Genomic DNA, 23,877 nt, shown 5'->3' with positions numbered 1-23,877 from the left:
CTCCTTCTGGTTCGAGTTCTGGTGCGCGACGAAAAACGCCCAGGATAGGCTGAACTCGTATCGTTCGCCCACTGCGCAGGGAGCCGCCGTGCCCACCATCGTCGTCGAGGTCATGCCCAAGGCCGAGCTTCTCGACCCGGCTGGCAAGGCCGTCGCGGGGGCTCTGCACCGCCTCGGTCACGAGCACATCGCCGACGTGCGCATCGGCAAGCGCTTCGAATTGCACGTCGACGGCGAGGTCGACGCCGACCTGATGGCGACGGTCGAGCAGCTGGCCGCCGACATGCTCAGCAACGGCGTGATCGAAGACGTCATCAGCGTGCACGTCAGCGGTGCAGGCGTGGCCGGAGAAACCCGCTAGTGCGCATCGGCGTCGTCACCTTTCCCGGCTCGCTCGACGATCGAGATGCGCAACGCGCCGTGCGCCTCGCGGGCGCCGAGCCCGTCGCGCTGTGGCATGGCACCCACGACCTCATGGGCGTCGACGCGATCGTGCTGCCCGGCGGGTTCAGCTACGGCGACTATTTGCGCTGCGGCGCCATCGCGGCCCGATCGCCGATCATGGCCGAAGTCATCGCCGCCGCGAACAGCGGCATGCCGGTGTTGGGCATCTGCAACGGCTTCCAGATTCTCGTCGAGGCGCACCTGCTGCCCGGTGGTCTGATCCGCAACGACCACGGCGACTTCATCCGCCGCGACCAGCGCCTGCGCGTCGAGAGTACAGACTCCTCGTGGACCAACGGGTTCACCCAGGGCCAAGAGATCACCATCCCGCTCAAGAACGGCGAGGGCGGGTTCATCGCCGACGAGCTGACTCTTGATCGGCTCGAGGGCGAGGGCCTCGTGGCCTTCCGCTACCTCGACGTCAACCCGAACGGCTCGCTGCGCGACATCGCGGGCCTGCGCAACGAGCGCGGCAACGTCGTCGGCCTCATGCCGCACCCCGAGCACGCGGTCGAACCGGGCTTCGGCCCGAACACGCCCGCCGCGATGCGATCGGGCATCGACGGTCTCACCTTCTTCACGAGCGTGCTCACCGCCTCGGTCATGAGTTAGGGCCCAGCCCGCACAGTCACCACCCGAGTCGACGCGCGATCGCGTCGGCGGCGCCTGACGGAAACTCGTTCCACCCCGGTTCGAGCACCCGGCGCGTCAGCTCGAACAGGCTCTGAGCCGCACGCTCGGCCGGCTGCGCGATTGCGGCTTCGATGTCGGCGGCGATCTCAGGAAACGCCTCCTCGAGCCGCCGCGTCGGCTCGATGCCCGCAGGCTCGGCGCCGTCAATGAGCTGCGCCCGCGCACGCAGAGCCAGCACCAGGTGCTTGACCGCCCACTGCCGGATGAACTGGCCGCCGTTGAGCGTCTCGCCCCGCCGCAGCCGGCCGGTGCCGATGAGCAGCTTGACGAGCACGAGGCGTGTGTCGTTGAGCGCGTCGGTAGCGGGAAGGGCGGCGGCCCGAGCCTGCGACTCAGAGATCAAACGCGCGACAGTCGCATCGGCGTCATCGACGGTGACGGTCGCCTCCTCGGCGAGCGCGCCCGCGAGCTCGCCCGGTTCGGCGACGGCAAACTCGAAGACATGGCCGTCGTCGTAGACCGCAACGAAGCCGAGCTCGCCTTCTCGTGCCGTGAGCACCAGCCGTTCCTGATCGGGCAGCCAGTCGAGGTCGCGGCGGGCAACGGCAGCAGCGCCGGGCGCCGCGATAGCGAAGAAGTCGTGATCAGACCACTCGTCGCGCCGCGCTGCGGCGTCGTGCGAGCCGGAGCCGAGCAGGGCGAGGCCAGCAAGGGCCGGATGCTCGCGCACCGCCGCCGTCAGCGCTGAAGACAGGCGCTCGAAGTCAGCAGAGTAGGGGGAAACAGAATCAGTCATGGGTCACCTCAAAAAGAAGGGCGCACACGCGCCAGCGGAAGAGTTGCTCGCTGCGACGCGGTTGCACGAAAGCCATGACAGAGCCGTTGAGTTGTGGTTGGTGATGCTTCCACACGGTTCGCCCGCGCGCAAGGTGATGAAATAGACCCATGACCGAGCCCCGCCTCACCGCGCCGCCCTCGAGGGCCGCAGGCCTCACTCCGAAGAAGCTCTACCGCATCGTCGCGATCGCCGAAGCGATCACCTGGACCCTGCTCATCACAGGCCTCATTCTTCGCGCCACGGCGGGGCTCGACATTGCGGTCACCATCGGCGGCAGCATCCACGGCTTCGTGTTCCTCGCCTACGGCGCGACGGCAGTGCTGACAGCGATCAACCAGCGCTGGAGCGTCGGCCTCGGTCTGGTCGCGGTCGTGACGGCGATCATCCCCTACGCGACGATCCCCTTCGACATCTGGGCGCACCGCACCGGCAAGCTCGAGGGCGACTGGCGCCGCGAGGCGACGGACGACCCGCGTGATCAGCGCTGGTTCGACCGGCTGGTGCGGTGGATGCTCAACCACCCGTACCTGCTCGCCGCACTGATTCTGCTCGCGGTCGTGGTGCTCTTCACGGTGCTGCTGGCGCTGGGGCCTCCGATTCCGAAGTCGTAGACCCCCAACGGGGCGAGACGTCATCACCCCGAACGGGGGTGATACGCCAGGTTTCACTTTTTGGGTAGTGTCGAACTGGCCTTTCTCATTTCGCCGTCGTTGCGCATACCCATACGGAATCTCATGACTCGCTCGTCACGCCGCCGCCCGCTCACGCTTTCAGCAACGACCGCTGCCTTCGCGCTCGTGGTGGGTGGCCTCGTGGTTCTGCCGGCCTCACCCGCCTCGGCTGTGGGAGTCTCTGACTTCGCGGCCCTCGAGTCGCAGCTCGCTGCCGGCAACGATGTCGAGCTGACCGCCGACATTTCGTCACCGGCCAGCACTCTCGCCGTGCCAGAGAACGCCACGCTCGACCTGGCCGGATTCGACCTGGCGACCGACGCGGTCTCGCTTGCCACGGGCGTGTCGTTCACGGTGACCGATAGCGGCTCGGGTGGCACCTGGATCGCAGAGGCGACGGCAGACGCCGACGCGGGCTTCGAGAACACCGGTGCCACGCTCACCATCGATGGCGGCACGATCACGGCCGACGGGGGCAACCTCGGCGCGGGCATCGGTGGAGACGACGGCGCGAGCGGCGGCACCCTGGTCGTCAACGGCGGAGCGGTCACCGCACGCAACTCAGGCATCTTCTTCGGCGGCACCGGATACGCGGCGGGCATCGGCGGGGGTGCCGACGGCGGCGGCGGCACCGTGACGATCACCGGAGGTACCGTCTCGGCGACGGGCGGCTCGGTGGGCGCAGGCATCGGCGGCAGCAACGGTTCGACTCTCGACGGCGGGGTTACCACGATCTCGGGGGGATCAGTCACGGCGGTCGGCGGTGGCAGCGGCGCGGGCATCGGCGGAGGGTTTTTGCAAGACGGCGGCACCATCAGCATTAGCGGCGCCACGACCACGGTCACCGTGGTCACCGGTCGCTATGCCGCGGGCATCGGCGGCGGCCGCAGCGGCGCCGGTGGAGACATCACGATCGATGGCGGAACCGTGTCGGTGACGACAGCTGTCGCCGACGACACCGGTGCTGCCATCGGTGGCGGCGAGCGGGGTGCGGGCGGCACCATCACGATCAATGGCGGCACCATCACGGCGAATGCCACGCGCGTCGGCACCAACTACACGGGCTCTGCCGGCATCGGCAGCGGCGACGCGAGCCTGAACAATTCAGGCCAGAGCGGAATCGTCACGGGCACCGAGGCCGCCGGCGGCACCATCACGATCAACGGCGGCACCGTGACCGCGCGCGGCTCGGGTGGTGGCGCGGGCATCGGCGGCGGTGATCGAGTGAGCGGCTGGATCGTCGAGATCAACGGCGGCACCGTCAACGCCTACGGTGGAGAGCAAGCCGCCGGCATCGGCGGAGGCAACCGCGGCAACGGCGGCGACATCTCGATCAATGGCGGCACGGTCAACGCCTACGGAGGAGAGAAGGCCGCGGGCATCGGCGGCGGCGACGGCTTCTTCAGTGGCGGTGGCGGCGGCACGATCGCCATCACTTCTGAGGTCTCCGCACCCACGGTCTACGCCCGCAGCGGCACCTACGGGGCGGGAATCGGCGGCGGCGAGCTCGGCGGCTCGTCCGCGATCACGATCGGCGAAGGCACATCGGTCACTGCAGACGGCGGACTGTTCGGCCCGGCCATCGGTCGAGGCATCAATGGCGACCCCTCGACGTGGAGTGTGAGCGGAACACTCACTCTGCCCGCGAACTCCTTCGTGACGGTGTTCTCCGGCGAGAGTGCGACGGTCACCGAGACCGGAGTCGTGCGCGGAGCCGGTAGCGTCGGCGTCGCGTCGGGCGCGACACTGCTGAACAACGGCATCATCACGAACACCTCGGTCGGCCCGCAGAACCTGGTTCTCGACCACAGCTACCGGTTCGAGTTCGACGGCAACTTCGCGGGCTCCGACCCCATCGACGCCGTCGAGGTCTTTGCTCCGACCTTCCAGTCGGGTGAGCGCGAGCTGCCGACCCCGACGCGACCCGGCTTCTTCTTGAGCAGTTGGAACACCGTCAGCGACGGAAGCGGCTCGACCGTGACACCGACGAGCACCATCGCCGCCGGGGGTACGCTGTACGCCCAGTGGACCACTGACCCCCTCGCGGTCATCCCCGCGACGGATACGGTCACAGCGGGCGGCGACATCGAGTTTCTCATTCAGGATCGCAGCGACGGCGACCTCGACGTGACCTCGGTCTCAACAGTCACCACCGGCGAAGCGAGCGACATCGTCACGACGAAGACAGACGGGCTCATCGAGTTCACGCTGGCGGGCGAGCGTCTCATCACCGCGACGCTCGATTCCGATTCTGCGAAGACCGGAACGACGATGATCACGGTGCTCGCTGACACCGCGAACCCCGACGGCCTCGAGGCGACGCCGTCGGCGACCACGGTCAATGAGGGCGGTTCGATCACGTTCGACTTCGCCCTTCTTGACCCCTACGGCAACCCCTTCCCGGTGCCCGGCGAGGTCGTGCTGACGAGCGATGTCGCCACTGACGTCATCGACGGCAACACGGTGAGCTTTCCGACCGCAAGCGTGCACACCATCACCGCGAGCTACGACGGATTCGAGACGACGGTCGAGATCACCGTGATCGCCGCAAGCGATCTCGCTGCTACCGGCGCAGACCCCGCTGTGCCGCTCGGGCTGGCAGGGCTCCTCCTGACGCTCGGAGCAGTGCTGCTGCTCGCGCGACGTCGCGCAGTGGTCTAAGCGGGGGCTTCAGGTCGAGACGTTCCGCCCGAACGGGCCGGGGCATCGGGGTCGGCCGACGGCGCCATCATTTGCTGCGCTCGCTGCTGAGCCTCGGGGGTGCCGCTGAACAGCTGCTCGCGTGCTGACTCGTCGGCAGGGTCGATGGTCGGCGCACTGTCGGTGTCGGGCATGACGACGCGCGTGCGGGGCATCGACGCGGGGCTCTCGACCTGCACCCACTCGACGAACTCTTCGCGCAGATAATTGCGCAGATCGAAGAGTGCCCCGGCGTCGGCAGCGCTCACGAGAATGCGCACTCGCACCATGCCGCCCAGCGCGTCAGAGACCTGCAGCACCGACACGCGCGTGTCCCACAGGGGGGTCTTCTCCAGCAGCGTGGCGAGATGATCGCGCATGGCCCCGGGGCTGACGCGCCAGTCGAGATCGAACTCGACCGAACCCAGAAGCTCACTGCCGGTGCGTGTCCAGTTCTCAAACGCCTGGGTCGTGAAGTGGGTCGACGGCACGACGAGGCGCCGATCATCCCAGATGCGCACGACCACGTAGGTCAGCGTGATCTCTTCGATGCGGCCCCACTCGCCCTCGACAATCACAATGTCGTCGACGCGCACCGCATCGTTGAAGGTGATCTGAAAGCCGGCGAAGACGTTGGCGAGAGTCGACTGGGCGGCGATGCCCGCGACGATACCGGCGAGGCCGGCTGAAGCCAGCAAGCTGGCTCCCATCGCCTGCATCTGCGGGAAGGTCAGCAGCGCTGCGCTCACGGCCACGACGATGATGATGACGAGCGAGAACCGTTGCAGAAACTCCAGTTGCGTGCGCGCCCGTCGCGCCGCACGGTTGCTCGCGACATCGGCCGGGTAACGCGAGAGCGCTGACGTGAAGCCGAAGTCGACCGCCTCCACCAGGAGCCAGGCAAAGAGGCCGATCGTGCCGATCAGCAGCACTCGCTCGGCGATCTCTGACAGCCGCGTGATCGGCGCCGCGAAGTCGATCGCCACCCACAGACCCGAGACGAGCAGCAGCAGGCGCAGCGGGGGGCGCACTTCTCGTGCGAGAGGCGCAGCCCACGACCGGCGGCGCGCGAGCACGCGCACAACAAGCTCGACGACGAGCATGAGCAACAGAGCCACGCCGACGGCGATGCCGGCGACCAGCAGCAACTCGAACCAGACCCTCAGCTCGACATCGGCGAGCTCGACGAACTCGTCATCGATCGCCCCCACGAGACGCGCCACGGTGATCAGCCGATCACTGATTCAGCGCTGCGCCGAGAAACATCGCGCCCAGAAAGACGAGCAGACCGATGAGGGCGTACATCCAGATCATGCGGGCGTTCATGGGCGGCTCCTCGGCGTCGCACTGGTCGTGGTCGGCGTCGCACGGCCGACGAAGCCCAGCCTAGGCGCGGATAGGATCGAAGCGCCCGGTTCACCTTCACTTCAGGAGCCTTCAGCCTCGTGACCACTCGCACGCAGATTCCCGCTCCCGACACGGTCGACAACGCTGCGGCGACGCCCGAGAAAGTGCAGCCCTTCGAGGCACTCGGCCTCAAGGCCGACGAGTACGAGGCCATCAAGGCCTTGCTCGGCCGTCGCCCGACGAGCGGCGAACTCGCGATGTACTCGGTCATGTGGAGCGAGCACTGCTCCTACAAGTCGAGCAAGGTGCATCTGCGCCAGTTCGGCCAGAAGGTCTCTGACGAGATGAAGACCCACCTCATGGTCGGCATGGGCGAGAACGCGGGCGTCGTCGACATCGGTGAGGGCTGGGCGGTCACCTTCAAGATCGAGAGCCACAACCACCCGAGTTACATCGAGCCGTTCCAGGGTGCGGCGACGGGCGTCGGCGGCATTGTGCGCGACATCATCTCGATGGGCGCGCGCCCTGTTGCGGTGATGGATGCCCTCCGCTTCGGATGCCTAGACCACGCCGACACGGCGCGCGTCGTGCCCGGGGTCGTGAGCGGCATCAGCCACTACGGCAACTGTCTGGGGCTGCCCAACATCGGGGGCGAGACCGTCTTCGACGCCGTGTATCAGGCCAACCCGCTCGTGAACGCTCTCGCCGTCGGGGCTCTGCGGCACGAAGACCTGCACCTCGCGAACGCGCGCGGTGTCGGCAACAAGGTCGTGCTGTTCGGCGCGCGCACGGGCGGCGACGGCATCGGCGGCGCGAGCATTCTGGCGAGCGACACGTTCAGCGAGGGTGGCCCCACGAAGCGGCCCGCGGTGCAGGTCGGCGACCCCTTCGCCGAGAAAGTGCTCATCGAGTGCTGCCTTGAGCTGTATCGCGGCGAGCTGGTGGAGGGCATCCAAGATCTGGGCGCCGCCGGCATTTCGTGCGCCACAAGCGAGCTCGCGGCGAACGGCGATGGCGGCATGATCATCGACCTCGACGCGGTGCTGCTGCGCGACCCCTCGCTCACCGCCGAAGAGATTCTGATGTCAGAAAGCCAAGAGCGCATGATGGCGATCGTGCACCCCGACAAGCTCGAGGCGTTTCTCGCCGTGACGGCGAAGTGGGATGTCGAGACGAGCGTGCTCGGCGAGGTCACCGACACGGGCCGCCTGCTCATCGACTGGCAGGGCGAGCGCATCGTCGACGTCGACCCGAAGACGGTCGCGATCGACAGCCCCGTCTACCACCGCCCCTTCGCGCGCCCCGAGTGGCAAGACGCGCTGCAGGCCGACACGACCGCCCGCCTCGCACGACCGGCTGACGACGACGCCCTGCGCGCCCAGGCCCTGCAGGTGCTCGGCGGCCCGAACCTCGCCGACACCGCGTGGATCACCGACCAGTACGACTATTACGTCATGGGCAACACGGCGCTCGCGACGCCCGACGACGCCGGCATGATCCGCATCGACGAAGAGAGTGGACTCGGGGTCGCGCTCGCGACCGACGCCAACGGCCGCTATTGCCAGCTCGACCCCTACGCGGGCGCGCAGCTCGCCCTCGCCGAGGCGTACCGCAACGTCGCCGCGTCGGGTGCCGTGCCCCGCGCGGTGAGCGACTGCCTCAACTTCGGCAGCCCCGAAAACCCCGACGTGATGTGGCAGTTCGAGCGGGCCGTCACGGGTCTCGCCGACGCGTGCCTCGAGCTGGGCATCCCGGTCACCGGCGGAAACGTCTCGTTCTACAACCAGACCGGCGACGTGCCCATCCACCCGACCCCCGTCGTCGCGGTGCTCGGCGTCATCGACCATGTCGACCGCCGGCTGCCCTCGGGCTGGCAAGACGAGGGCGAAAACCTCTACCTACTCGGCACGACGCGCGACGAGCTCGACGGCTCGGTGTGGGCCGACGTCATCCACGGCCACCTCGGCGGGCTGCCGCCGCAGGTCGACCTCGCCGCCGAGCGCAACCTCGCTGGCCTGCTCGCGGCCGCCGCCGAAGAGGCGCTCGTCACGAGCGCCCACGACCTCTCAGAGGGCGGTCTGCTCGCGACTCTCGCCGAGGGCGTTCTGCGCTTCGGTCTCGGCGCCCGCGTCTGGATCGACGAACTCATGGAGCAGGAGGGCGTGGATGCTCTCGCCGCCCTGCTCTCAGAATCCACTGCTCGCGCGCTCGTGTCGGTGGCCCGCGAAGACGACGTCAAGTTCCGCGGACTCGCCGAAGGCCGTGGCGTGCCGGTGCTGCGCGTCGGTGTGACCGACAGCGAGGTCGACGGGCTCGAGGTGCAAGACCGCTTCACGCTCACCCTCGCCGAGCTGTCGCACGCGCACCGCGACACGCTGCCCGCCCGCTTCGGCGCCCGCGTCGGCGGCTGAGCCGCCGACCGTCAGCACAGTGGCGGCTAGGGTCACCCGCGCAATACCAGACATACTTTTCGGCTGTGCCATAGGGTGCGGCCGATAGGCTCGCGACCGTGACTTCGACGGCAGACTCCTCCACTGGCCTCTCGCTCGCCGAGGTTCAGCATCGAACTGAGCTCGGCCAGACCAACGTCATGCCGAGCGACACGGGCCGCTCGTTCTGGCGCATCATGCAGGCCAACCTGTTCACGCTCTTCAATCTCATTGTCGGCGGCAGCTTCGCGCTGCTGCTCGTGCTCGGCTATTGGCAAGACGCGCTGTTCGGCTTCTTCGTCATCGCCAATGTCGTCATCGGGGTGGCGCAAGAGTTCCGCGCGAAGCTCACGCTCAGTCGCCTCGCCGTGCTCAACGCCCCGCGAGCCCGCGTGCTGCGCGACGGCAGTATCGCGGAGGTGCGCGTCGGCGAGGTCGTCATGGACGACGTCTTCGTGCTCTCGGCGGGCGACCAGGTCACGGCCGACGCCGTCGTGCTCGAGAGCCACGGACTCGACATCGACGAATCGCTGCTCACGGGCGAGGCCGACCCGGTCTCGTCGCCCGCGGGGCGCGAGCTCATGTCGGGCTCGACGGTCGTCGCGGGCAGCGGGCTCGCGCGGGTCATCCGCGTCGGAGCCGACTCCTACGCCGCGCGCATTACGGCCGAGGCCAAGCAGTTCTCGCTCGTGCGCAGCGAGCTGCGCAGCGGCATCGCGAAGATCATCAAGTGGATCACCATTCTGCTGCTGCCGGTCGGCGCGATCGTCGTCAACGGTCAGATGCAGGCGGTCGGCGGCTGGGAGGTCGCGATCGCGACGGGTGCCTGGCGCGAGGCGACGGTGGCCTCGGCCGCGAGCCTCATCGCCATGATTCCGCAAGGCCTCGTCTTCATGACGAGCGTCGCCCTCGCGGTCGGAGCCGTGAAGCTCGCCCGTCACGAGGTGCTCGTGCAAGAGCTCGCCGCCGTCGAGGGCCTGGCTCGCGTCGACATGCTGTGCCTCGACAAGACCGGAACCCTCACCGAGGGCCGCATGATTCTCGACTTCGTCGAACCGATTGCCGGCGCCGAGCTCGACTCCGCATCCGAGGCCGTGCTCGCCTGGATGGGCGCGGACCGCAACGCCAACGCGACTTCGGTCGCTCTCGTCGCCCGCTTCACGACCCCGCCGGTCGAGCAGCCGGTGCGCGCGATCGAGTTTTCGAGCCGCCGCAAGTGGAGCGCCGTCTCGTTCGCCGACGGCCCGGCCCGCGGCACCTGGGTGCTCGGAGCCCCCGACATCGTGCTCGCCGACGTGCCCGATGCGGCGGATGCTCTCGCCCGGTTCGCCGAGCGCGCGACGGCCGGCGAGCGCACGGTCGTGCTCGCTCGCACCGCGGTCGTGCTCGATCCGCCGGTCGAGCTCGCCGACGGTGAGCGGGCACCCGAGCCTGAGTTGCCCGCGAGGCTGAGCGCCGTCGCCCTCGTGTCGTTCCGTGAGAAGGTGCGCGACGACGCTCAGGAGACGCTGGGGTACTTTCGCGAGCAGGAGGTCGAGCTGTGCGTCATCTCGGGCGACGACCCGCGCACCGTGGCCGCGGTCGCGCGCGAGGCGGGCATCCAGCACGAGGGTCCGGGCTTCGACGCGCGCCAGCTTCCCGAGAATGAAGCAGAGCTCGACGCGATCATGCGCGAGCACCGCGTCTTCGGCCGCGTGAGCCCCGAGCAGAAGAAGGCCATGGTGCTCTCGCTGCAACGCCTGGGGCACACCGTCGCGATGACGGGCGACGGCGTCAACGACGCGCTCGCGCTCAAGCACGCCGACATGGGCATCGCGATGGGCTCGGGTGCCGCGGCGACGCGCGCGGTCGCGCGCCTCGTGCTGCTTGACGGCCAGTTCAGCCGCCTGCCGCGCATCGTCGCCGAGGGTCGGCAGGTCATCGCCAACGTCGAGCGCCTCGCCAAGCTATTTCTGTCGAAGACGACCTACGCCATTCTGTTCGCCGTCGTGTTCGGCGCGCTGCTGTGGCCGTTCCCCTTCCTGCCCCGCCAGCTGTCGATCGTCGACGGCCTCACGATCGGGCTGCCCGCGCTCGTGCTCGCGCTGTTGCCGAACATCCAGCGCTATCGGCCAGGGTTCCTGCGGCGGGCGGCGCGCTTCTGCATCCCCTCGGGGCTTGTCGTCGCCGGCACCCTCATCTCGGTCGTCGCCTACGCCTACCTGGGCGGTGCCGAGGCTTCCGTCGTGCAGACGGTCGCGGTCATCACGCTGACCCTCTCGGCCCTCTGGGTGCTCGTGATCTTGTCACGGCCCTTCACGCTCATCACGAGCCTCGTCGTCGTCGCGGCCTACCTCGGGCTGCCCGTGCTGCTGTTCATCCCCGTCGTCACCGACTTCTTGCAGCTCGGCGCACCGCCGCTCGAGCTCATCCTCATCGCCGTCGGCGCGAGCGCGGTCGCCTCGCTCGTGCTCGAGATCATGCACCGCATCATTCAGCGGAACGGCGACGACTCGGCAGCCGCAGTCGCCGCTGGGCGAGCAGCACGCCGAGGATGACGAGCACGGCGCCGACGGGCTCGTTCCACACGAGGGTCTCGCCGAGAATGAGCACGCCCAGCAGCACGCCCACGGGCGGTGAGATGTAGGTGACCGTCGCGGCCCGCGTCGGCCCCCAGGCGCGGATGACGTTCTGGTTCCACGCGTAGGCGAGCCCCGTGCCGAGCGCGCCGAGCAGCACGATCGCGATGATCACGGTCGGCGTGAGCTGCACCGGGTCGGCGCCGATGATCGGCGTCAGCAGCAGCATCCACACCGCGGCGAGGCCGATCATCACGAACGAGATCATGATCGCGCTCAGGCCAGTGTCGCCGAGGAAGCGGCGCATGTACGAGAGGCTGAAGCCGTAGCAGGCGGTCGCGCCGAGCAAGGCGAGATAGGGCACGACATCGCCCGTGCCCAGCTCGAGCCCCTGCCACGGCCCGATGATGACGATGACACCGACGATGCCCACGATGATGCCGAGCCGTTGCTCGCGCGTGAGCGACTCGATGCGGAACGCGAGCCCTGCAATAAGTGCGGTCATGATGGGCGTCGTCGCGTTGAAGATGCTCGCGACGCCCGAGGCGACGAACTGCTGCGCCCAGGAGAAGAGCAGATACGGGATGACCGCGAAGGTCACCGACAGCAGCGCCAGGTGCGCCCATACGCGTTTCGATCGCGGCAAACGGTCGCGCGTGACGAGCGCGATGAGCCCGAGCGTGATTGCGCCGAACAGCGTGCGGCCCGTCGCGACCTGCACGGGCGAGAGACCCTCGAGCGCGAGGGCGATGAACAAGAAGCTCGCGCCCCATACAACGCCCGCGAGAGTGAACTGCACCGCGACCCAGGCGTCGGAGGAGCGCGGTGCCGTACGGGCGGGAGTATCGATCACCTGGTGAGACTACTGCCGCGCACGGGCCCTGTCGGCCGCGCCGAACGCGATGGCGCGAATGCGCTAGTTCGGCGCGTCGGCATCCGTCGTGATGGTGCCCGTCGTGGCGATCTGTTCGTGGTGCTGAATGACCTCGGCGACGACGAAGTTGAACCACTTCTCGGCGAACGCGGGGTCGAGGTGCGCATCTTCGGCGAGCGCCCGCAGCCGCGCGATCTGCGTCTTCTCGCGCTGGGGATCGCTGGGCGGCATCTCTGTCGCAGCCTTGAGGCGACCGACCTGCTGCGTGAACTTGAACCGCTCGGCCAGAAGATGGATGAGCGCCGCGTCGATGTTGTCGATGCTGCGGCGCAATGAGCCGAGTTCGTCGTGAGCCGCGGTGCCCGCGCCGGTGTGAACGTCTGAAGCGTCGGTCATGCTTCGAGCGTAATGCTCGCGAGCGCGCTGCGCGGGCGCGCGAGTGTACCCCACCTTTCGAATAGTGGGGAGGGCCTTGCCCGCGCTGTTCCGGCACCCCTTGAGTGGAGTTCAGCGACAGGAGACCCCTGTCTTCACCAAGGAGGATCCATGTATCGAGAACTGCCCACAGAACGGGTGTCGGTCGTGATCCCTGTGCGCAACGACCGCGACTACCTCGAGCGCTGCCTCGACGCCCTCGCACTGCAGACCTACGCGCCCTTCGAGGTCATCGTCGTCGACAACGGCAGCACAGACGGGGCGGCGTCGATCGCCGCGCAGCGCGGCGCGCACATCGTGCATGAGTCAGAGCTCGGCATTCCTGCCGCGAGCGCCGCCGGGTACGACGCGGCGCGTGGCGACCTCATCGCCCGTCTCGATGCCGACAGCATTCCCGGCGTCACCTGGGTCGCGTCAGTGTGCGAGGCGTTCGCCCGTCACTCGAACGCGGCCGCGATCACGGGCAGCGGCATGCTCATGGACGACGACGGCACGCCGCACCGCCGCAGCTCGCGCTTCTTCATGCGGTCGTACTTCGGTCTCGTCGGTCTCGCGCTCGGCCACCCTCCGCTATGGGGGTCGGCGTTGGCGATGCGCCGGGCCGCGTGGCTCGAGGTGCGCGACGAGGTATGCCGTCACGACCAGAAGATGCACGACGACATGGATCTCAGCATCCATCTCGGCCCGCGTTTCGAGATCGTGCTCGATCGCACCCTCACTGTGCCCGTGTCGTCGCGCCCGCTCACGTTCGACCTCAGCGCCGTCGTGCGGTTCGCCCGCGGCTTCTATACGATTCTGCGGCACTGGCCTCGCGAGTTCCCTCCCGTGCGCATGCTGCGTCGCGCTCGTGCGCACCGCACGGTGGAGGCCCTGCAGACCGCGTAGCGGCAGGTCGCCGAGGCGGCGCGCAGAACACTGGTGCGCCGACGTCGCGAGCACCCTAGAGTGACGCCATGTCGACGGACGACTCTGCGCGCGGCACCTGGCGCGACTCTGCTCTGACGCGCGTGCTGGGTTCAGCCTTCGGCTGGTTCGCCGGTGCGCTCGCCCTCACCCTGCTCTACCAGGCGGTGAGCGAGCTGGCCGCGCTCGGCGGCTTCTGCGCCCGCGGCGGCCCGTATGTGATTGCCGTCGAGTGCACCGACGCGATCGTGGTCTTCGCGCCGGGCAGCATTCTGGGCGGCCTCGTCGCCGTCTTCGTGGGCGCGGTGCTCGCCCAGGGCTTCGGCACGCCCGTGCTCGCCTTCGCCTGGCCCGCCCTGTTCGTGAGTCTCGCCGTGTCCTTTTTCACCACTTTCTTCATCAGCGGCGACCTCTCGGGCCTGCTCATCGGCATCTTGTTCGTCGCGATGGGTCTCGCACCCCTCGTGCTGCTGCTGCGTGCCGCACCTCAGCGCATGCTGCTGGGCAGGGTCGACGCTCAGGGCCGCCCGTTCTGGGAGGCGCACCCCGCCCGCGCCCACCTGCTGTCGCTGCGGCGCCCGCCTGAGCCCGGCGAGAATCACCCGAGCGTGGGCGACTGGATGCTCTCTCTCGGTATCGCGATCGCGTCGAGCGTCGGCGGCATCGCCCTCGGCGTGGTCTGGTTCACCGCGGTCGCGACGGCTGCTGGCGCCTAGCCCGCAGCCAGCCGGCGCTCGAGCCCGGCTCGCACGTCGGGCCACTCGTCGACCACGATCGAGTAGACGGCGGCGTCGCGCCACGAGCCGTCGGCGCGCTGCGCGTCGCGCCGCGCGATCCCCTCGAACTGCGCGCCGAGCTTCTCGATGCCGGCGCGCGACCGGGCGTTGAGCACATCGGCCTGCAGCTTCACGCGGCCGTACCCGTGGTCGAACAGGTGGCCGAGCAGCAGGAGCTTGCACGCCGGATTCACGCGGGTTGCCCACACCTGCGGCGCATAGGCGGTGTAGCCGACGTGCGCTGACTCGGCCGCGGGGCTGAGGTCGAGAATCGTCGAGGTGCCGATGACGGCGCGCTCAGCATCCGTCACCACGTAGACGTGCGCGCGCCCGACCGGCAGATACGTCGGCAGCCACGCGGCGAAGTCTTCGCCCGAGCGCGCACCGGCGGGCCCGCCGCCCCAGCCGCCAGCGAAGACCTCGGGGCGGCCGAGTGCCGCCGTGAGACCCGGCAGGTGCGCGGGCGTGTAGGGCTCGAGCCGCACGCCGTGCCCCTCGAGCACGGCATAGGGCAGGTCGCGCGCAACCATCGTCAGCCGAGCAGGTCGTGCCGCACGACGATCGCGTCGCGAGCGGGGCCGACGCCGATGGCCGAGATGCGCGCGCCGCTCATGGCCTCGATCGCGAGCACGTAGTCTTGCGCGTTCTTCGGAAGGTCGTCGAAGCTGCGCGCGCCCGTGATGTCTTCTGTCCAGCCCGCAAAGTTCTCGTAGATCGGCACCGCGTGGTGAAAATCGCTCTGAGAGACGGGCACCTCGTCGACGCGCTGACCGTCGACCTCGTAGGCCACGCAGACGGGGATTCTCTCGAGCCCCGTAAGCACGTCGAGCTTGGTCATCACGAAGTCGGTGACGCCATTGACGCGCGCCGTGTAGCGGGCGATCGGGGCGTCGTACCAGCCGCAGCGACGCGGGCGGCCCGTGGTGGTGCCGAACTCGAAGCCCGTCTTGCGCAAGAACTCACCCGACTCGTCGAACAGCTCGGTCGGGAACGGCCCTGCACCGACGCGCGTCGTGTAGGCCTTGACGATGCCGATGACGCGGTCGATGCGGTTGGGGCCGATGCCCGAGCCGGTGGCCGCGCCGCCGCTCGTCGAGCTCGACGAGGTGACGAAGGGGTAGGTGCCGTGGTCGACGTCAAGCATCGTCGCCTGACCGCCCTCGAAGAGCACGGTCTCGCCGCGCTCCAGCGCCTGGTGCAGCACAAGGGCAGTGTCGGCAACCATGGGCCGCAGCCGGTCGGCGTAGCTCAGCAGCTCGTCGACGACCTCATCGACGAGAATCGCGCGCCGGTTGTAGATCTTGACGAGCAGGTGGTTCTTGATGTTGAGGGCGCCCTCGACCTTCTGGCGCAGGATGTTTTCGTCGAAGAGGTCTTGCACACGGATGCCGACGCGGTTGATCTTGTCGGCGTAGGCCGGGCCGATGCCGCGCCCGGTTGTGCCGATCTGGCGCTTGCCGAGAAAGCGCTCGGTGACCTTGTCGAGCGTGCGGTGATACGACGTGATGACGTGCGCGTTGGCACTGATGAGCAGCTTCGAGACGTCGACGCCGCGCGCGCTCAGCGCATCGAGCTCGCCGAACAGCACCTCGATGTCGACGACGACGCCGTTGGCGATGACGGGCGTGACGCCCTCGGTCAGAATGCCGCTCGGCAGCAGGTGCAGGGCATACTTCTCGTCGCCGATGACGACGGTGTGGCCGGCGTTGTTGCCGCCGTTGAACTTGACGACGTAGTCGATGCGGCCAGCAAGAAGGTCGGTCGCCTTGCCTTTTCCTTCATCGCCCCACTGGGCGCCGATGATGACGACGGCAGGCATGGGTGGTCCCTTCGAGACAGGTGAGGGGTTGCCCTTGAGTCTATCGGGCGGGGCTCTCGGCCCACTGCCCGCGGGCTGGCACGGGGTTAACCCGAGCGAGGGCCCCCACCTCGAGGCCCAGCTGACGCTCGGCCGCGCCGAAGACGATCGCGTTCGCTTCGTCGACGTCGATGACGCCGACGGCGTGGTGCTGCACGGCCACTCCGTCGGCGACGGCCGTGAGCAGTCGCGAGTCGGCCGCGGGGTCGGCGCTCGCGCCGAGCCCGGCATCCACCACCCGTTCGATGACGGCGGTGAGGATGCGCTCGCAGTCGCGATGGTGGCGATCGAGCGCAGCGGCGAGCGGAGGCGTGCGGGCGGCTTCGCTCCACGCGTCGATCCACACGCGGTAGTGGTTCTCGGGGGTCGCGGCGAGCCAGCCGGCGAGGGCGCTCAGCGGGTCGAGTCCGTCGAGCAGGGCGCGGTCGCTCTCAAGCTCGCTGCTGACGGCGAAGTCAAAGGCCGCGGCGACAAGCTCATCGCGGCTCGTGAAGTAGTGGCGAATCAGGCCGTGCACGACTCCGACCTCGGTCGCGACCTCGCGCAGCGTGACCCCCGCGAAGCCCTTGCGCGCCACGAGGCCGAGCGTCGCGCGAACGATGTCGTCGCGGCGCTCGTCTGAGCTCTTGCGTGCGGTCTTGCGGTCGGCCACAGTGTCGAGCATAGGCCGGTCGGCCCCATCGTTGTCCAGCCGGACAAGCCGTGCTAGCGTTGTTATCCATTTGGACAACAAGGAACCGGGAGTCACCATCATGTCGCAGCGGCAGCCGAGCACGACGCGCCTCGTGCCGAGCGTCGTCACGGCCATGGTGCTGCTGTCGGGCGCCTCGTTCGTCATCTTCCCGCTCATTCCCGCGCTGCAGAGCTCGCTGGGTGTCAGCACCGCCGAGATCGGTTACCTCGCCGCCGTGGGCTTCGGCGCCGCGCTCATTGCCGAGCTCATCGTCGCCCCAGCCGCCGACCGCGGGCACGCGCGCCTCATGGCCGTCACCGGCGTGCTGCTCGTCGCCGCGTCGCTCGGCATGAGCGCGCTGGCCGGCGCGGGCTGGCAGCTCATCGTCGCGCGCGGCATCGGCGGCTTCGGCTTCGGCATCTTCGTCATCGCCGCGAGCGCCCTGCTCGTGCGCAGCGACCACGCGCGCAGCGGCGAGCTACTCGGGCGCCTCGGCGCCGCCGAGCTCGCGGGCATCGCGATCGGCCCCCTCGCCTCGGGTGTCGCGATCTCGTTCGCCGGCCCGTCGGCGATTCTCGGCGTCACCGCGGTCGTGGTGCTCGCGGCGCTCATTCCGGTGCTCGCCGGATTCCGTGAGGCGCGGCGCGCGGCGGCCGGTGTCGGCGACGCGATCGACGGCGACGACCCGCATCCGACCACCGGGGGCATCGCCGCGGGCGTCATGGGCTTCGACGGCACGGATGCTGGTGGTGGCCTGCGCCTGGGCGCAACCCCGCCGGCCTCGAGCCTCGACCTGCTGCGGTCGCCGCGCATCATCGGCATCGTGCTGCTCTACGCCGCCGTCATGGTGCCGACGGGAGCCTACGACGGCATCTGGCCGCGCTTCATGGCCGACATCGGGGCAAGCCCGCTGCTGACGGCGGCGAGCTATGCGCTCTTCGCGATTCCGTACGTGCTCGTCGCGGGCTGGGCGGGGCGGCTCGCCGACCGCCGTGGCGGTGTCTCGGCGTACTGGCGCGGGCTCGCGATTCTGCTGCCGATCGTCACGCTCTACGGCTTCGTGGGCAACCCGTTCATCGCCACCGGCATGGGTTTCGTCGAGTCGACCGGTCAGGCGCTCGCCTTCATCGGTGCCGCGGCCGCCATGGCGCACGGCGTCGACCCCGCCCGGGCCGGCTCGGCCCAGGGGCTGCTGCGCGGCATCGGGCTGGTCGCCGCCACCATCGCGGCCGCGCTCTCGGGCCTGGCTTACGAGGCTGGCGGGCAGCTGCTGCTGTTCGGCGGCACCGCGGTGGCCGTGTTCGTCATCGCCGCGGTCGGGCTGCTGCTCGCGCGCAACTGGCGCGGTCGCAGCTGGTCGGCACCCGCCTGAGTAGCCCCTCCCCCGTTGTCGGTCACTCTGACGCCGGACTTGCCACTTGTCGTCGCCTTCTGCGGGCAATGCGACGACAAGTGGCAAGTCGAGCCACACACTGCGGTGTCGAGGATGCTCGCAGACGCGCACGGCACCCTGATCTCATGAGGCGGCAGCGAGTTCGGAGTGGCTCACCCCACCAACGCGCCGACAAGGTGTGCGGCTCGTGCGGTCGCCGCATCGAGTGGCGCGCAAAGTGGGCGAGCGACTGGGATGCGGTGCGCTGGTGCAGTGACGCCTGTCGCGCCCGCGGCGTGCGGCCTGTCGATCGCGAGCTCGAGGCGAGCATCCGGAGCCTGTTGGCCGGCCGCGCCGCCGACGCGACGATCTGCCCGAGCGAAGCAGCACGCGCGATCGGCGGCGACGACGAGACAGCCTGGCGCGCGCTCATGGAGCCCGCCCGACGCGCGGCCCGACGCCTCGTCGCCGCGGGCGAGGTCGAGATCACGCAGGGCGGCCGAGTTGTCGATCCCTCGACGGCGAAGGGGCCGATCCGGGTTCGTCGCGCGCGGTGAGGCTCAGGCGCTCACGCTCAGTCGTCGGCGGGCGTCTGCTGGTGCGCCCCGACGCGCCAGCGACCCTCGTGATACACGTAGGTCGTCGACATGCGCAGGTCGACCGTCGTCTCGCCGCGCGTCGCCCGCACCCGGTAGACGAGAATCGCCGCGCGGTCGCCCAGCCTCACGACGCGGTGCTCGCTCATCTCGTAGCCGTCCCACGTCGAGCCCTGCAGCGCCACCATGATGGCGCCGCGCTCGATGACCGACCCCGGCACGATCATCACCGCGTCGGGCGTCATCGCGTGGTGGTAGTAGGTGCCGCCGTCTCCCCGGCAGATCGCATCCCACCCCTCGCGCTCCTGGTGAATGAGTTGTGCGGGCAGATCGTCGGTGATCGCGGTCATGGGCCCAGTTCACTGCCTCGGGCGAGCGCCGTCAAGACGGAACGGGGCACAGGGAAGAAATGGTGGGAACCTCGCTTTCGACTGTCTGCCTTCGTATGCTCGACAGTGCGCCACTCGGTTGTCGACTCAGCTGACCGAGACGACGGGAGGGCCCGACATGTCGAAATTTGTGCCATACGTCATCACGGTCGTCGCCTCCGTAGCGCTCAGTGCCGTCACGGCGTGGGCGATCACGAGCGCAGTTTCCGCGAGCACCGTCCAGCAGCTGACTCAACAGCTCGCCGCCATCGAAGGTCTCCCCGGTCCGGCCGGCCCAGTGGGGCCGCAAGGGTTGCCAGGCGAACCCGGCGCTGTAGGGCCAGCCGGACGGGACGGAGCCACCGGGCCATCAGGAGCAGACGGCGCGACGGGGGCGCAAGGCCCTCAGGGCATGCAGGGCCCCCCAGGCGCGCAGGGTCCTCAGGGCGAGCAGGGGGTTCAAGGGCCCATCGGCCCCGAGGGCCCGCAAGCGCCCCCGTTCACGGTGAGTTCTATGGTCGACAGTGCGACTGTCTCTTTCTCTGAAGCGTTCCGAATCACGCTTCCCGACGTCCCCGCGGGAACCTATCTCGTGACGATCCGTCTCGATCGCGTCACGAGTGAGGGCTCCGGTGCGTTCGGCTTCGAGTTCGGCTGCACGCCGGCGTTGCAGACCGGCGGAGCCGCTGGCGGTGGATCTTTCATTGTGCAGGCCGAGGAGCAAGGCGGCACCTCTGGGTTCTCACTCGACGTCGCTGACCTCGAGGCGACGGCGCAGCAGACTTTGCCCACTCCCATGAATCTCTACATGGACTGCAGTCTGCTGGGGGCGGGACCCATCTTTCCCGACCTCCAGCTCGAGGGCGCGACGATCACCGCCGTTCGGCTCTACTGAGCGACGGGGGGTTGAGCGCGAGCGTGGTGGCGCACCCACTCGTGCATGACGATCGCGGCCGCGGCGCTCGCGTTGATCGAGCGCGTCGAACCGTACTGGGTGATCTCGATGACCTCGTCGGCGGCGGCGAGCGCCTCGGGGCTCAACCCCGGGCCCTCTTGCCCGAAGAGCAGGATGCACGCGCGCGGCAGCGGCGCAGCATCCACGGGTCGTGATCCCGGCACATTGTCGACGGCGACGATCGGCAGCCCGGCGTCGCGGGCGAACGCGACAAGGTCGGCGATGGTGTCGTGGTGCCGCACGTGCTGGTAGCGGTCGGTGACCATGGCGCCGCGCTTGTTCCAGCGGCGGCGGCCGACGATGTGCACCTCGACGGCGAGAAAGGCGTTGGCGTTGCGCACGATCGAGCCGATGTTGAGGTCGTGCTGCCAGTTCTCGATCGCGACGTGAAAGGGGTGCCGACGTTCGTCAAGGTCGGCGACGATCGCCTCCATGCTCCAGTAGCGAAAGCGGTCGATGACGTTGCGGGTGTCGCCGTTCGCGAGCAGCTCGGGGTCGTAGCGCGGGTCGGTCGGCCAGTCGCCTTGCCACGGCCCGAGTCCGTGCGTCGTGCGCTCGGGGCTGGGCTCACCAAAACCGGGCTCGCCGGGGCCGGGCTGCGCGTCATTCACAGAGTCGACACTAGGGTGCGCGCCCTACCAACGCTCACTCTCGTCGCGTAGCCTGAACCCACCACGGCGCGTACCCGCGCGGCCGTTGAGGCCGCGCACTGAATCCCGAGCACGAGGGGTGTCGATGACGACGTTCGAGCAGAAGCCGACGCAGCCCGATGCCGAGGCGCCTGCCACCGGGCCCAACCCGGTGCGAGCATCCCGAGACCGCGCCGTCGACCTCACACGCGCAGCATGCCTCGTCGTTGTCGTGGGCCTGCACGTCATGATGGCCGGCATCACGGTCGGCACCGACGGGCTCGCGATCACGAACTCGCTCGACGGGCATCCGATCTTCGCGTGGAGCACGTGGATCGTGCAGGTCATGCCCCTCTTCTTCGTCATGGGCGGCTTCTCGGCCCTGCTTGCCTGGCGTCGGCAGCGCGAGCGCGGCGTGCTCGCGAGCACCTACGTGCGCGACCGCGTCGCCCGCCTCGCGCGCCCGGCCCTTCTGCCGCTCGGTCTCGTCGGCATCACCCTCGCGGTGCTCGGCCTCATCGGGCTGCCTGACGCGGTGCTGACCGACGTCGGATTCCGCATCGGGCAGCCGCTGTGGTTCTTGGCGGTCTACCTGGGGTGCGCCGGCCTGGTTCCGTTCATGGCGCGCCTGCACGAGCGCGCACCCTGGGTGACCTTGCTCGGGATGCTCGCCGCGGTGATGGCGGTTGATACCGTCGCCCTGCTCACCGCGCAGCCCCTCATCGGAGCCCTCAACCTGCTCTTTGTCTGGGTGTTCATTCAACAGCTCGGGTTCTGCCTCGCCGACGGATGGTTCGACTGGCGGCGGCGCTGGCTGCTGCTCGTCGGCGGACTCGGTGCGTTCGGGGTGCTGCTCTTCATGGTGCTCGTCATCGGCTACTCAACTGACATGTACGACAACCTCAACCCGCCGACGGCCGCGATTCTCGTGCTCGGCGTCGGGCAGACCCTGCTGTTCGCCTGGCTGCGGCCGTGGCTGAACAGGCTGGCGCAGCGCGAGACCCTCGCAGGGCTGAGCGACGCGATCAACAAGAACGCCATGCAGATCTATTTGTGGCACGTGCCGGTGATCGTGCTCATCGCGGTCGTGCTCGTGATTGCCGGCGCTTCGTTCCCCGAGCCGCTGAGCGGTGAATGGTGGCAGAGCCGGCCGCCGTTCTTGATCGCGGTGGCGTTGCTGCTGATTCCGATCGTCATCGGAGTCGCCTGGCTCGAGCGCCGGGGCGAGCGAGCCGAGGCGGCGCCGGTCGGGCCGTGGCTTGCGGCCCTCAAGGTGCTGCTCGGCATCTCGGGGGTCGTGACGATTCTCGTCGCCGGCTTCACGCCCGCGTACGGCGCCGCGATCGGCGTGACGCTGCTTCTCGTGGCGGTGCTGCTGCGGTCGCCGCGCAAGCGTCGGCCGGTGGCGGCGGATGCTTGCGCGGGCGGCGCTGCCCCCGAGTAGCGCCGCGCAGCCGGTTAGCCCCTCCTCCACAGAAGCCCTGATCAGGCTAGGTTTCACAGGCCCGGGCGGCTGTCTCTACGTGGTCCGGGAATGTCGGTGGTGACTGCTTGACTGTGCGCATGTCGACCCTCGCACCCGTTGCCGTGCCGCTCACCGCTGCGGCCGTCGTCGACGGCGCGATGGGCACGGTGCTCGACTCGATCGTCGAGGTCGAGCGGCTCATGGCCTCGCTGTCGGCGTATCGAGCCGTGGCGATCGACGAGCTGCACCGGCTTGCGCTCGCGGCAGAGGGGCCTGCTCGCTCGGGCCCGGGGCGGCCGTGGTCGCCGGTGGTCGCCGCCCGCCGGGTGGCGGCAAGCGAACTGGCCGCAGCAACGCGCATCAGCGAGCGCGAGGCAGAGCAACTCGTCGCCGACAGCGCCTCGCTCGTGCACGAGCTGCCGGCGACCCTCGATTCGCTGCGCTCGGGTCGGCTGAGCTACCGGCATGCGAGCATCCTCATTGACGAGGTGCGAACCGTGCCCGCGCAGTCGTGGCCGGCATTCGAGGCTGCCGCTGTGCCTGAGGCCGAAGCCCGCACGCCGGGCGGCTTTCGTCAGCGCGCACGGGCGGTGCGCGAACGCCTGCACCCCGACTCGATCGCCGACCGTCGACGCGCGGCCGAAGAGTCGCGCTCGGTGCAACTCGAGACTGGCCGCGATGGCATGGCCTGGCTCACCGCGCACCTGCCCGCCGAACAGGCCATCGGCGCGTACCGCCGCCTCACCGAGATGGCATCGAGCCTGGGTGCTCCCGACGAACCGCGCACGCTCGCCCAGCGCCGGGCCGATGTCTTCGCCGACCTTCTCCTCGACGGAATGGTGTCGGGCAGTGGCCTGGGCCGAGGAGTGCGCGCGAGCGTTCTCGTCACGGTTCCGGTGCTGAGCTTGCTCGACTCGGGCGTGCAGACCTCGAGCGCGATCATGCCAGCGTCACTCGAGGGCTACGGCCCCATCTCTGGCGACGTCGCGCGCAGACTCGCGGCACACGCGCCGAGCTTCGTGCGGCTTCTCACCCACCCCGAGAACGGCACCGTGCTCTCGGTCGGGCGTGAACGCTATGCGGTTCCACGTGATCTCAAGCTCTGGCTGCGCATCCGTGACGAGACCTGTCGTTTTCCCGGGTGCGGGCGTGCCGCGGTGAACGCCGACCTCGATCACACCGTCGACTGGCAGCACGAGGGTGCGACCCGACATGACAACCTCGCGCACTTGTGCGAGGCCCATCACCGACTCAAGCATCAGACCGCCTGGCGAGTGAACCAGGCGGGAGGTGGCGCGCTCGAATGGCTGGCGCCGAGCGGTCGCGCCTATCGCACCGAGCCCGCTGTGCGCCTGGCTGGGTGAACCCTCGGCT

Annotated in this window: 22 protein-coding genes; 13 read left to right on the top strand and 9 right to left on the bottom strand. The window is 69.1% G+C overall.

Annotation, left to right across the window (positions count from 1 at the left end):
- Positions 1 to 88: 88 nt before the first annotated feature.
- Both purS and purQ read left to right on the top strand, forming a co-directional pair.
- Positions 89 to 361: a phosphoribosylformylglycinamidine synthase subunit PurS gene (gene purS / locus KL788_RS09595; protein ID WP_293170763.1), complete on the top strand. Its 273-nt coding sequence runs from the start codon at positions 89 to 91 to the stop codon at positions 359 to 361.
- The gene (purQ, locus tag KL788_RS09590) at positions 361 to 1,056 is read left to right on the top strand and encodes a phosphoribosylformylglycinamidine synthase subunit PurQ (protein ID WP_293170761.1); all 696 of its coding nucleotides are present in this window, start codon (positions 361 to 363) and stop codon (positions 1,054 to 1,056) included. Before purS ends, purQ begins: the two co-directional genes overlap by 1 nt.
- A 16-nt stretch (positions 1,057 to 1,072) precedes the next feature.
- Here the strand turns inward: purQ and KL788_RS09585 are convergent, their stop codons facing one another.
- The gene (locus KL788_RS09585; RefSeq protein WP_293170759.1) at positions 1,073 to 1,873 is read right to left on the bottom strand and encodes a hypothetical protein; all 801 of its coding nucleotides are present in this window, start codon (positions 1,871 to 1,873) and stop codon (positions 1,073 to 1,075) included.
- A gap of 149 nt (positions 1,874 to 2,022) precedes the next feature.
- On the opposite strand from KL788_RS09585, the gene KL788_RS09580 reads away from it, so the two are divergent.
- Together KL788_RS09580 and KL788_RS09575 are read left to right on the top strand one after the other, a co-directional pair.
- Entirely contained in the window at positions 2,023 to 2,526 is a 504-nt protein-coding gene (locus KL788_RS09580) for a DUF3817 domain-containing protein (protein ID WP_293170757.1), read from the top strand.
- A 123-nt stretch (positions 2,527 to 2,649) separates the two neighbouring features.
- Positions 2,650 to 5,247: a beta strand repeat-containing protein gene (locus tag KL788_RS09575; protein WP_293170755.1), complete on the top strand. Its 2,598-nt coding sequence runs from the start codon at positions 2,650 to 2,652 to the stop codon at positions 5,245 to 5,247.
- Here KL788_RS09575 and KL788_RS09570 read toward each other — a convergent pair.
- Entirely contained in the window at positions 5,244 to 6,488 is a 1,245-nt protein-coding gene (locus tag KL788_RS09570) for a mechanosensitive ion channel family protein (protein ID WP_293170753.1), read from the bottom strand. The two genes, KL788_RS09575 and KL788_RS09570, sit on opposite strands and share 4 nt — an antisense overlap.
- A 222-nt stretch (positions 6,489 to 6,710) precedes the next feature.
- Between KL788_RS09570 and purL the strand changes: the two genes are divergently transcribed.
- Both purL and KL788_RS09560 read left to right on the top strand, forming a co-directional pair.
- Positions 6,711 to 9,023: a phosphoribosylformylglycinamidine synthase subunit PurL gene (gene purL / locus KL788_RS09565; RefSeq protein WP_293170751.1), complete on the top strand. Its 2,313-nt coding sequence runs from the start codon at positions 6,711 to 6,713 to the stop codon at positions 9,021 to 9,023.
- Between the two features lie 98 nt (positions 9,024 to 9,121).
- The gene (locus KL788_RS09560) at positions 9,122 to 11,578 is read left to right on the top strand and encodes an HAD-IC family P-type ATPase (protein WP_293170749.1); all 2,457 of its coding nucleotides are present in this window, start codon (positions 9,122 to 9,124) and stop codon (positions 11,576 to 11,578) included.
- On the opposite strand, the gene KL788_RS09555 is transcribed toward KL788_RS09560, so the two are convergent.
- Positions 11,511 to 12,452 carry a DMT family transporter gene (locus KL788_RS09555; protein ID WP_293170747.1) on the bottom strand — a complete coding sequence of 314 codons (942 nt, stop codon included), beginning with the start codon at positions 12,450 to 12,452 and terminating at the stop codon, positions 11,511 to 11,513. The two genes, KL788_RS09560 and KL788_RS09555, sit on opposite strands and share 68 nt — an antisense overlap.
- A 63-nt stretch (positions 12,453 to 12,515) precedes the next feature.
- The gene (locus tag KL788_RS09550) at positions 12,516 to 12,869 is read right to left on the bottom strand and encodes a chorismate mutase (protein ID WP_293170745.1); all 354 of its coding nucleotides are present in this window, start codon (positions 12,867 to 12,869) and stop codon (positions 12,516 to 12,518) included.
- A 150-nt stretch (positions 12,870 to 13,019) separates the two neighbouring features.
- On the opposite strand from KL788_RS09550, the gene KL788_RS09545 reads away from it, so the two are divergent.
- Together KL788_RS09545 and KL788_RS09540 are read left to right on the top strand one after the other, a co-directional pair.
- Positions 13,020 to 13,793 (top strand): glycosyltransferase family A protein, encoded by a 774-nt coding sequence (locus KL788_RS09545; RefSeq protein WP_293170743.1) that lies wholly within the window; start codon positions 13,020 to 13,022, stop codon positions 13,791 to 13,793.
- 68 nt (positions 13,794 to 13,861) lie between these two features.
- Positions 13,862 to 14,527 carry a hypothetical protein gene (locus KL788_RS09540; protein WP_293170741.1) on the top strand — a complete coding sequence of 222 codons (666 nt, stop codon included), beginning with the start codon at positions 13,862 to 13,864 and terminating at the stop codon, positions 14,525 to 14,527.
- Here KL788_RS09540 and KL788_RS09535 read toward each other — a convergent pair.
- Genes KL788_RS09535 through KL788_RS09525 form a run of 3 tightly spaced genes read right to left on the bottom strand, consistent with a single transcriptional unit; the run spans position 14,524 to position 17,097 of the window.
- Entirely contained in the window at positions 14,524 to 15,117 is a 594-nt protein-coding gene (locus KL788_RS09535) for a GNAT family N-acetyltransferase (RefSeq protein ID WP_293170739.1), read from the bottom strand. The two genes, KL788_RS09540 and KL788_RS09535, sit on opposite strands and share 4 nt — an antisense overlap.
- A 2-nt stretch (positions 15,118 to 15,119) precedes the next feature.
- Complete coding sequence (locus tag KL788_RS09530) at positions 15,120 to 16,406, bottom strand: adenylosuccinate synthase (protein WP_293170737.1); 1,287 nt, start codon at positions 16,404 to 16,406, stop codon at positions 15,120 to 15,122.
- 40 nt (positions 16,407 to 16,446) lie between these two features.
- Positions 16,447 to 17,097, bottom strand: coding sequence for a TetR/AcrR family transcriptional regulator (locus KL788_RS09525; RefSeq protein ID WP_293170735.1), 651 nt, complete (start codon positions 17,095 to 17,097; stop codon positions 16,447 to 16,449).
- 100 nt (positions 17,098 to 17,197) lie between these two features.
- Between KL788_RS09525 and KL788_RS09520 the strand changes: the two genes are divergently transcribed.
- Positions 17,198 to 18,490 carry an MFS transporter gene (locus tag KL788_RS09520; RefSeq protein ID WP_293170733.1) on the top strand — a complete coding sequence of 431 codons (1,293 nt, stop codon included), beginning with the start codon at positions 17,198 to 17,200 and terminating at the stop codon, positions 18,488 to 18,490.
- 146 nt (positions 18,491 to 18,636) lie between these two features.
- Positions 18,637 to 19,047, top strand: coding sequence for a DUF3253 domain-containing protein (locus tag KL788_RS09515; RefSeq protein ID WP_293170731.1), 411 nt, complete (start codon positions 18,637 to 18,639; stop codon positions 19,045 to 19,047).
- A gap of 17 nt (positions 19,048 to 19,064) precedes the next feature.
- Here the strand turns inward: KL788_RS09515 and KL788_RS09510 are convergent, their stop codons facing one another.
- The gene (locus KL788_RS09510) at positions 19,065 to 19,436 is read right to left on the bottom strand and encodes a nuclear transport factor 2 family protein (RefSeq protein ID WP_293170730.1); all 372 of its coding nucleotides are present in this window, start codon (positions 19,434 to 19,436) and stop codon (positions 19,065 to 19,067) included.
- Positions 19,437 to 20,046: 610 nt separating this feature from the next.
- Here KL788_RS09510 and KL788_RS09505 point away from each other — a divergent pair.
- Positions 20,047 to 20,349, top strand: a complete 303-nt coding sequence (locus KL788_RS09505; RefSeq protein WP_293170728.1) for a hypothetical protein — start codon at positions 20,047 to 20,049, stop codon at positions 20,347 to 20,349.
- Here the strand turns inward: KL788_RS09505 and KL788_RS09500 are convergent.
- Complete coding sequence (locus KL788_RS09500) at positions 20,343 to 21,020, bottom strand: TrmH family RNA methyltransferase (protein WP_293170726.1); 678 nt, start codon at positions 21,018 to 21,020, stop codon at positions 20,343 to 20,345. The genes KL788_RS09505 and KL788_RS09500 overlap by 7 nt on opposite strands.
- 124 nt (positions 21,021 to 21,144) lie before the next feature.
- Here KL788_RS09500 and KL788_RS09495 point away from each other — a divergent pair, with 124 nt between their 5' ends.
- Both KL788_RS09495 and KL788_RS09490 read left to right on the top strand, forming a co-directional pair.
- Positions 21,145 to 22,482: an acyltransferase family protein gene (locus KL788_RS09495; protein ID WP_293170724.1), complete on the top strand. Its 1,338-nt coding sequence runs from the start codon at positions 21,145 to 21,147 to the stop codon at positions 22,480 to 22,482.
- Positions 22,483 to 22,601: 119 nt separating this feature from the next.
- Entirely contained in the window at positions 22,602 to 23,867 is a 1,266-nt protein-coding gene (locus KL788_RS09490; RefSeq protein ID WP_293170722.1) for an HNH endonuclease signature motif containing protein, read from the top strand.
- Positions 23,868 to 23,877: the final 10 nt, after the last annotated feature.

The sequence above is a fragment of the Microcella sp. genome, assembly GCF_019739195.1.
Classification (GTDB): Bacteria; Actinomycetota; Actinomycetes; order Actinomycetales; family Microbacteriaceae; genus Microcella.
The sequence above is the reverse complement of the archived record's forward strand: the minus strand, read 5'-3'. Positions and strand labels throughout refer to the sequence as shown.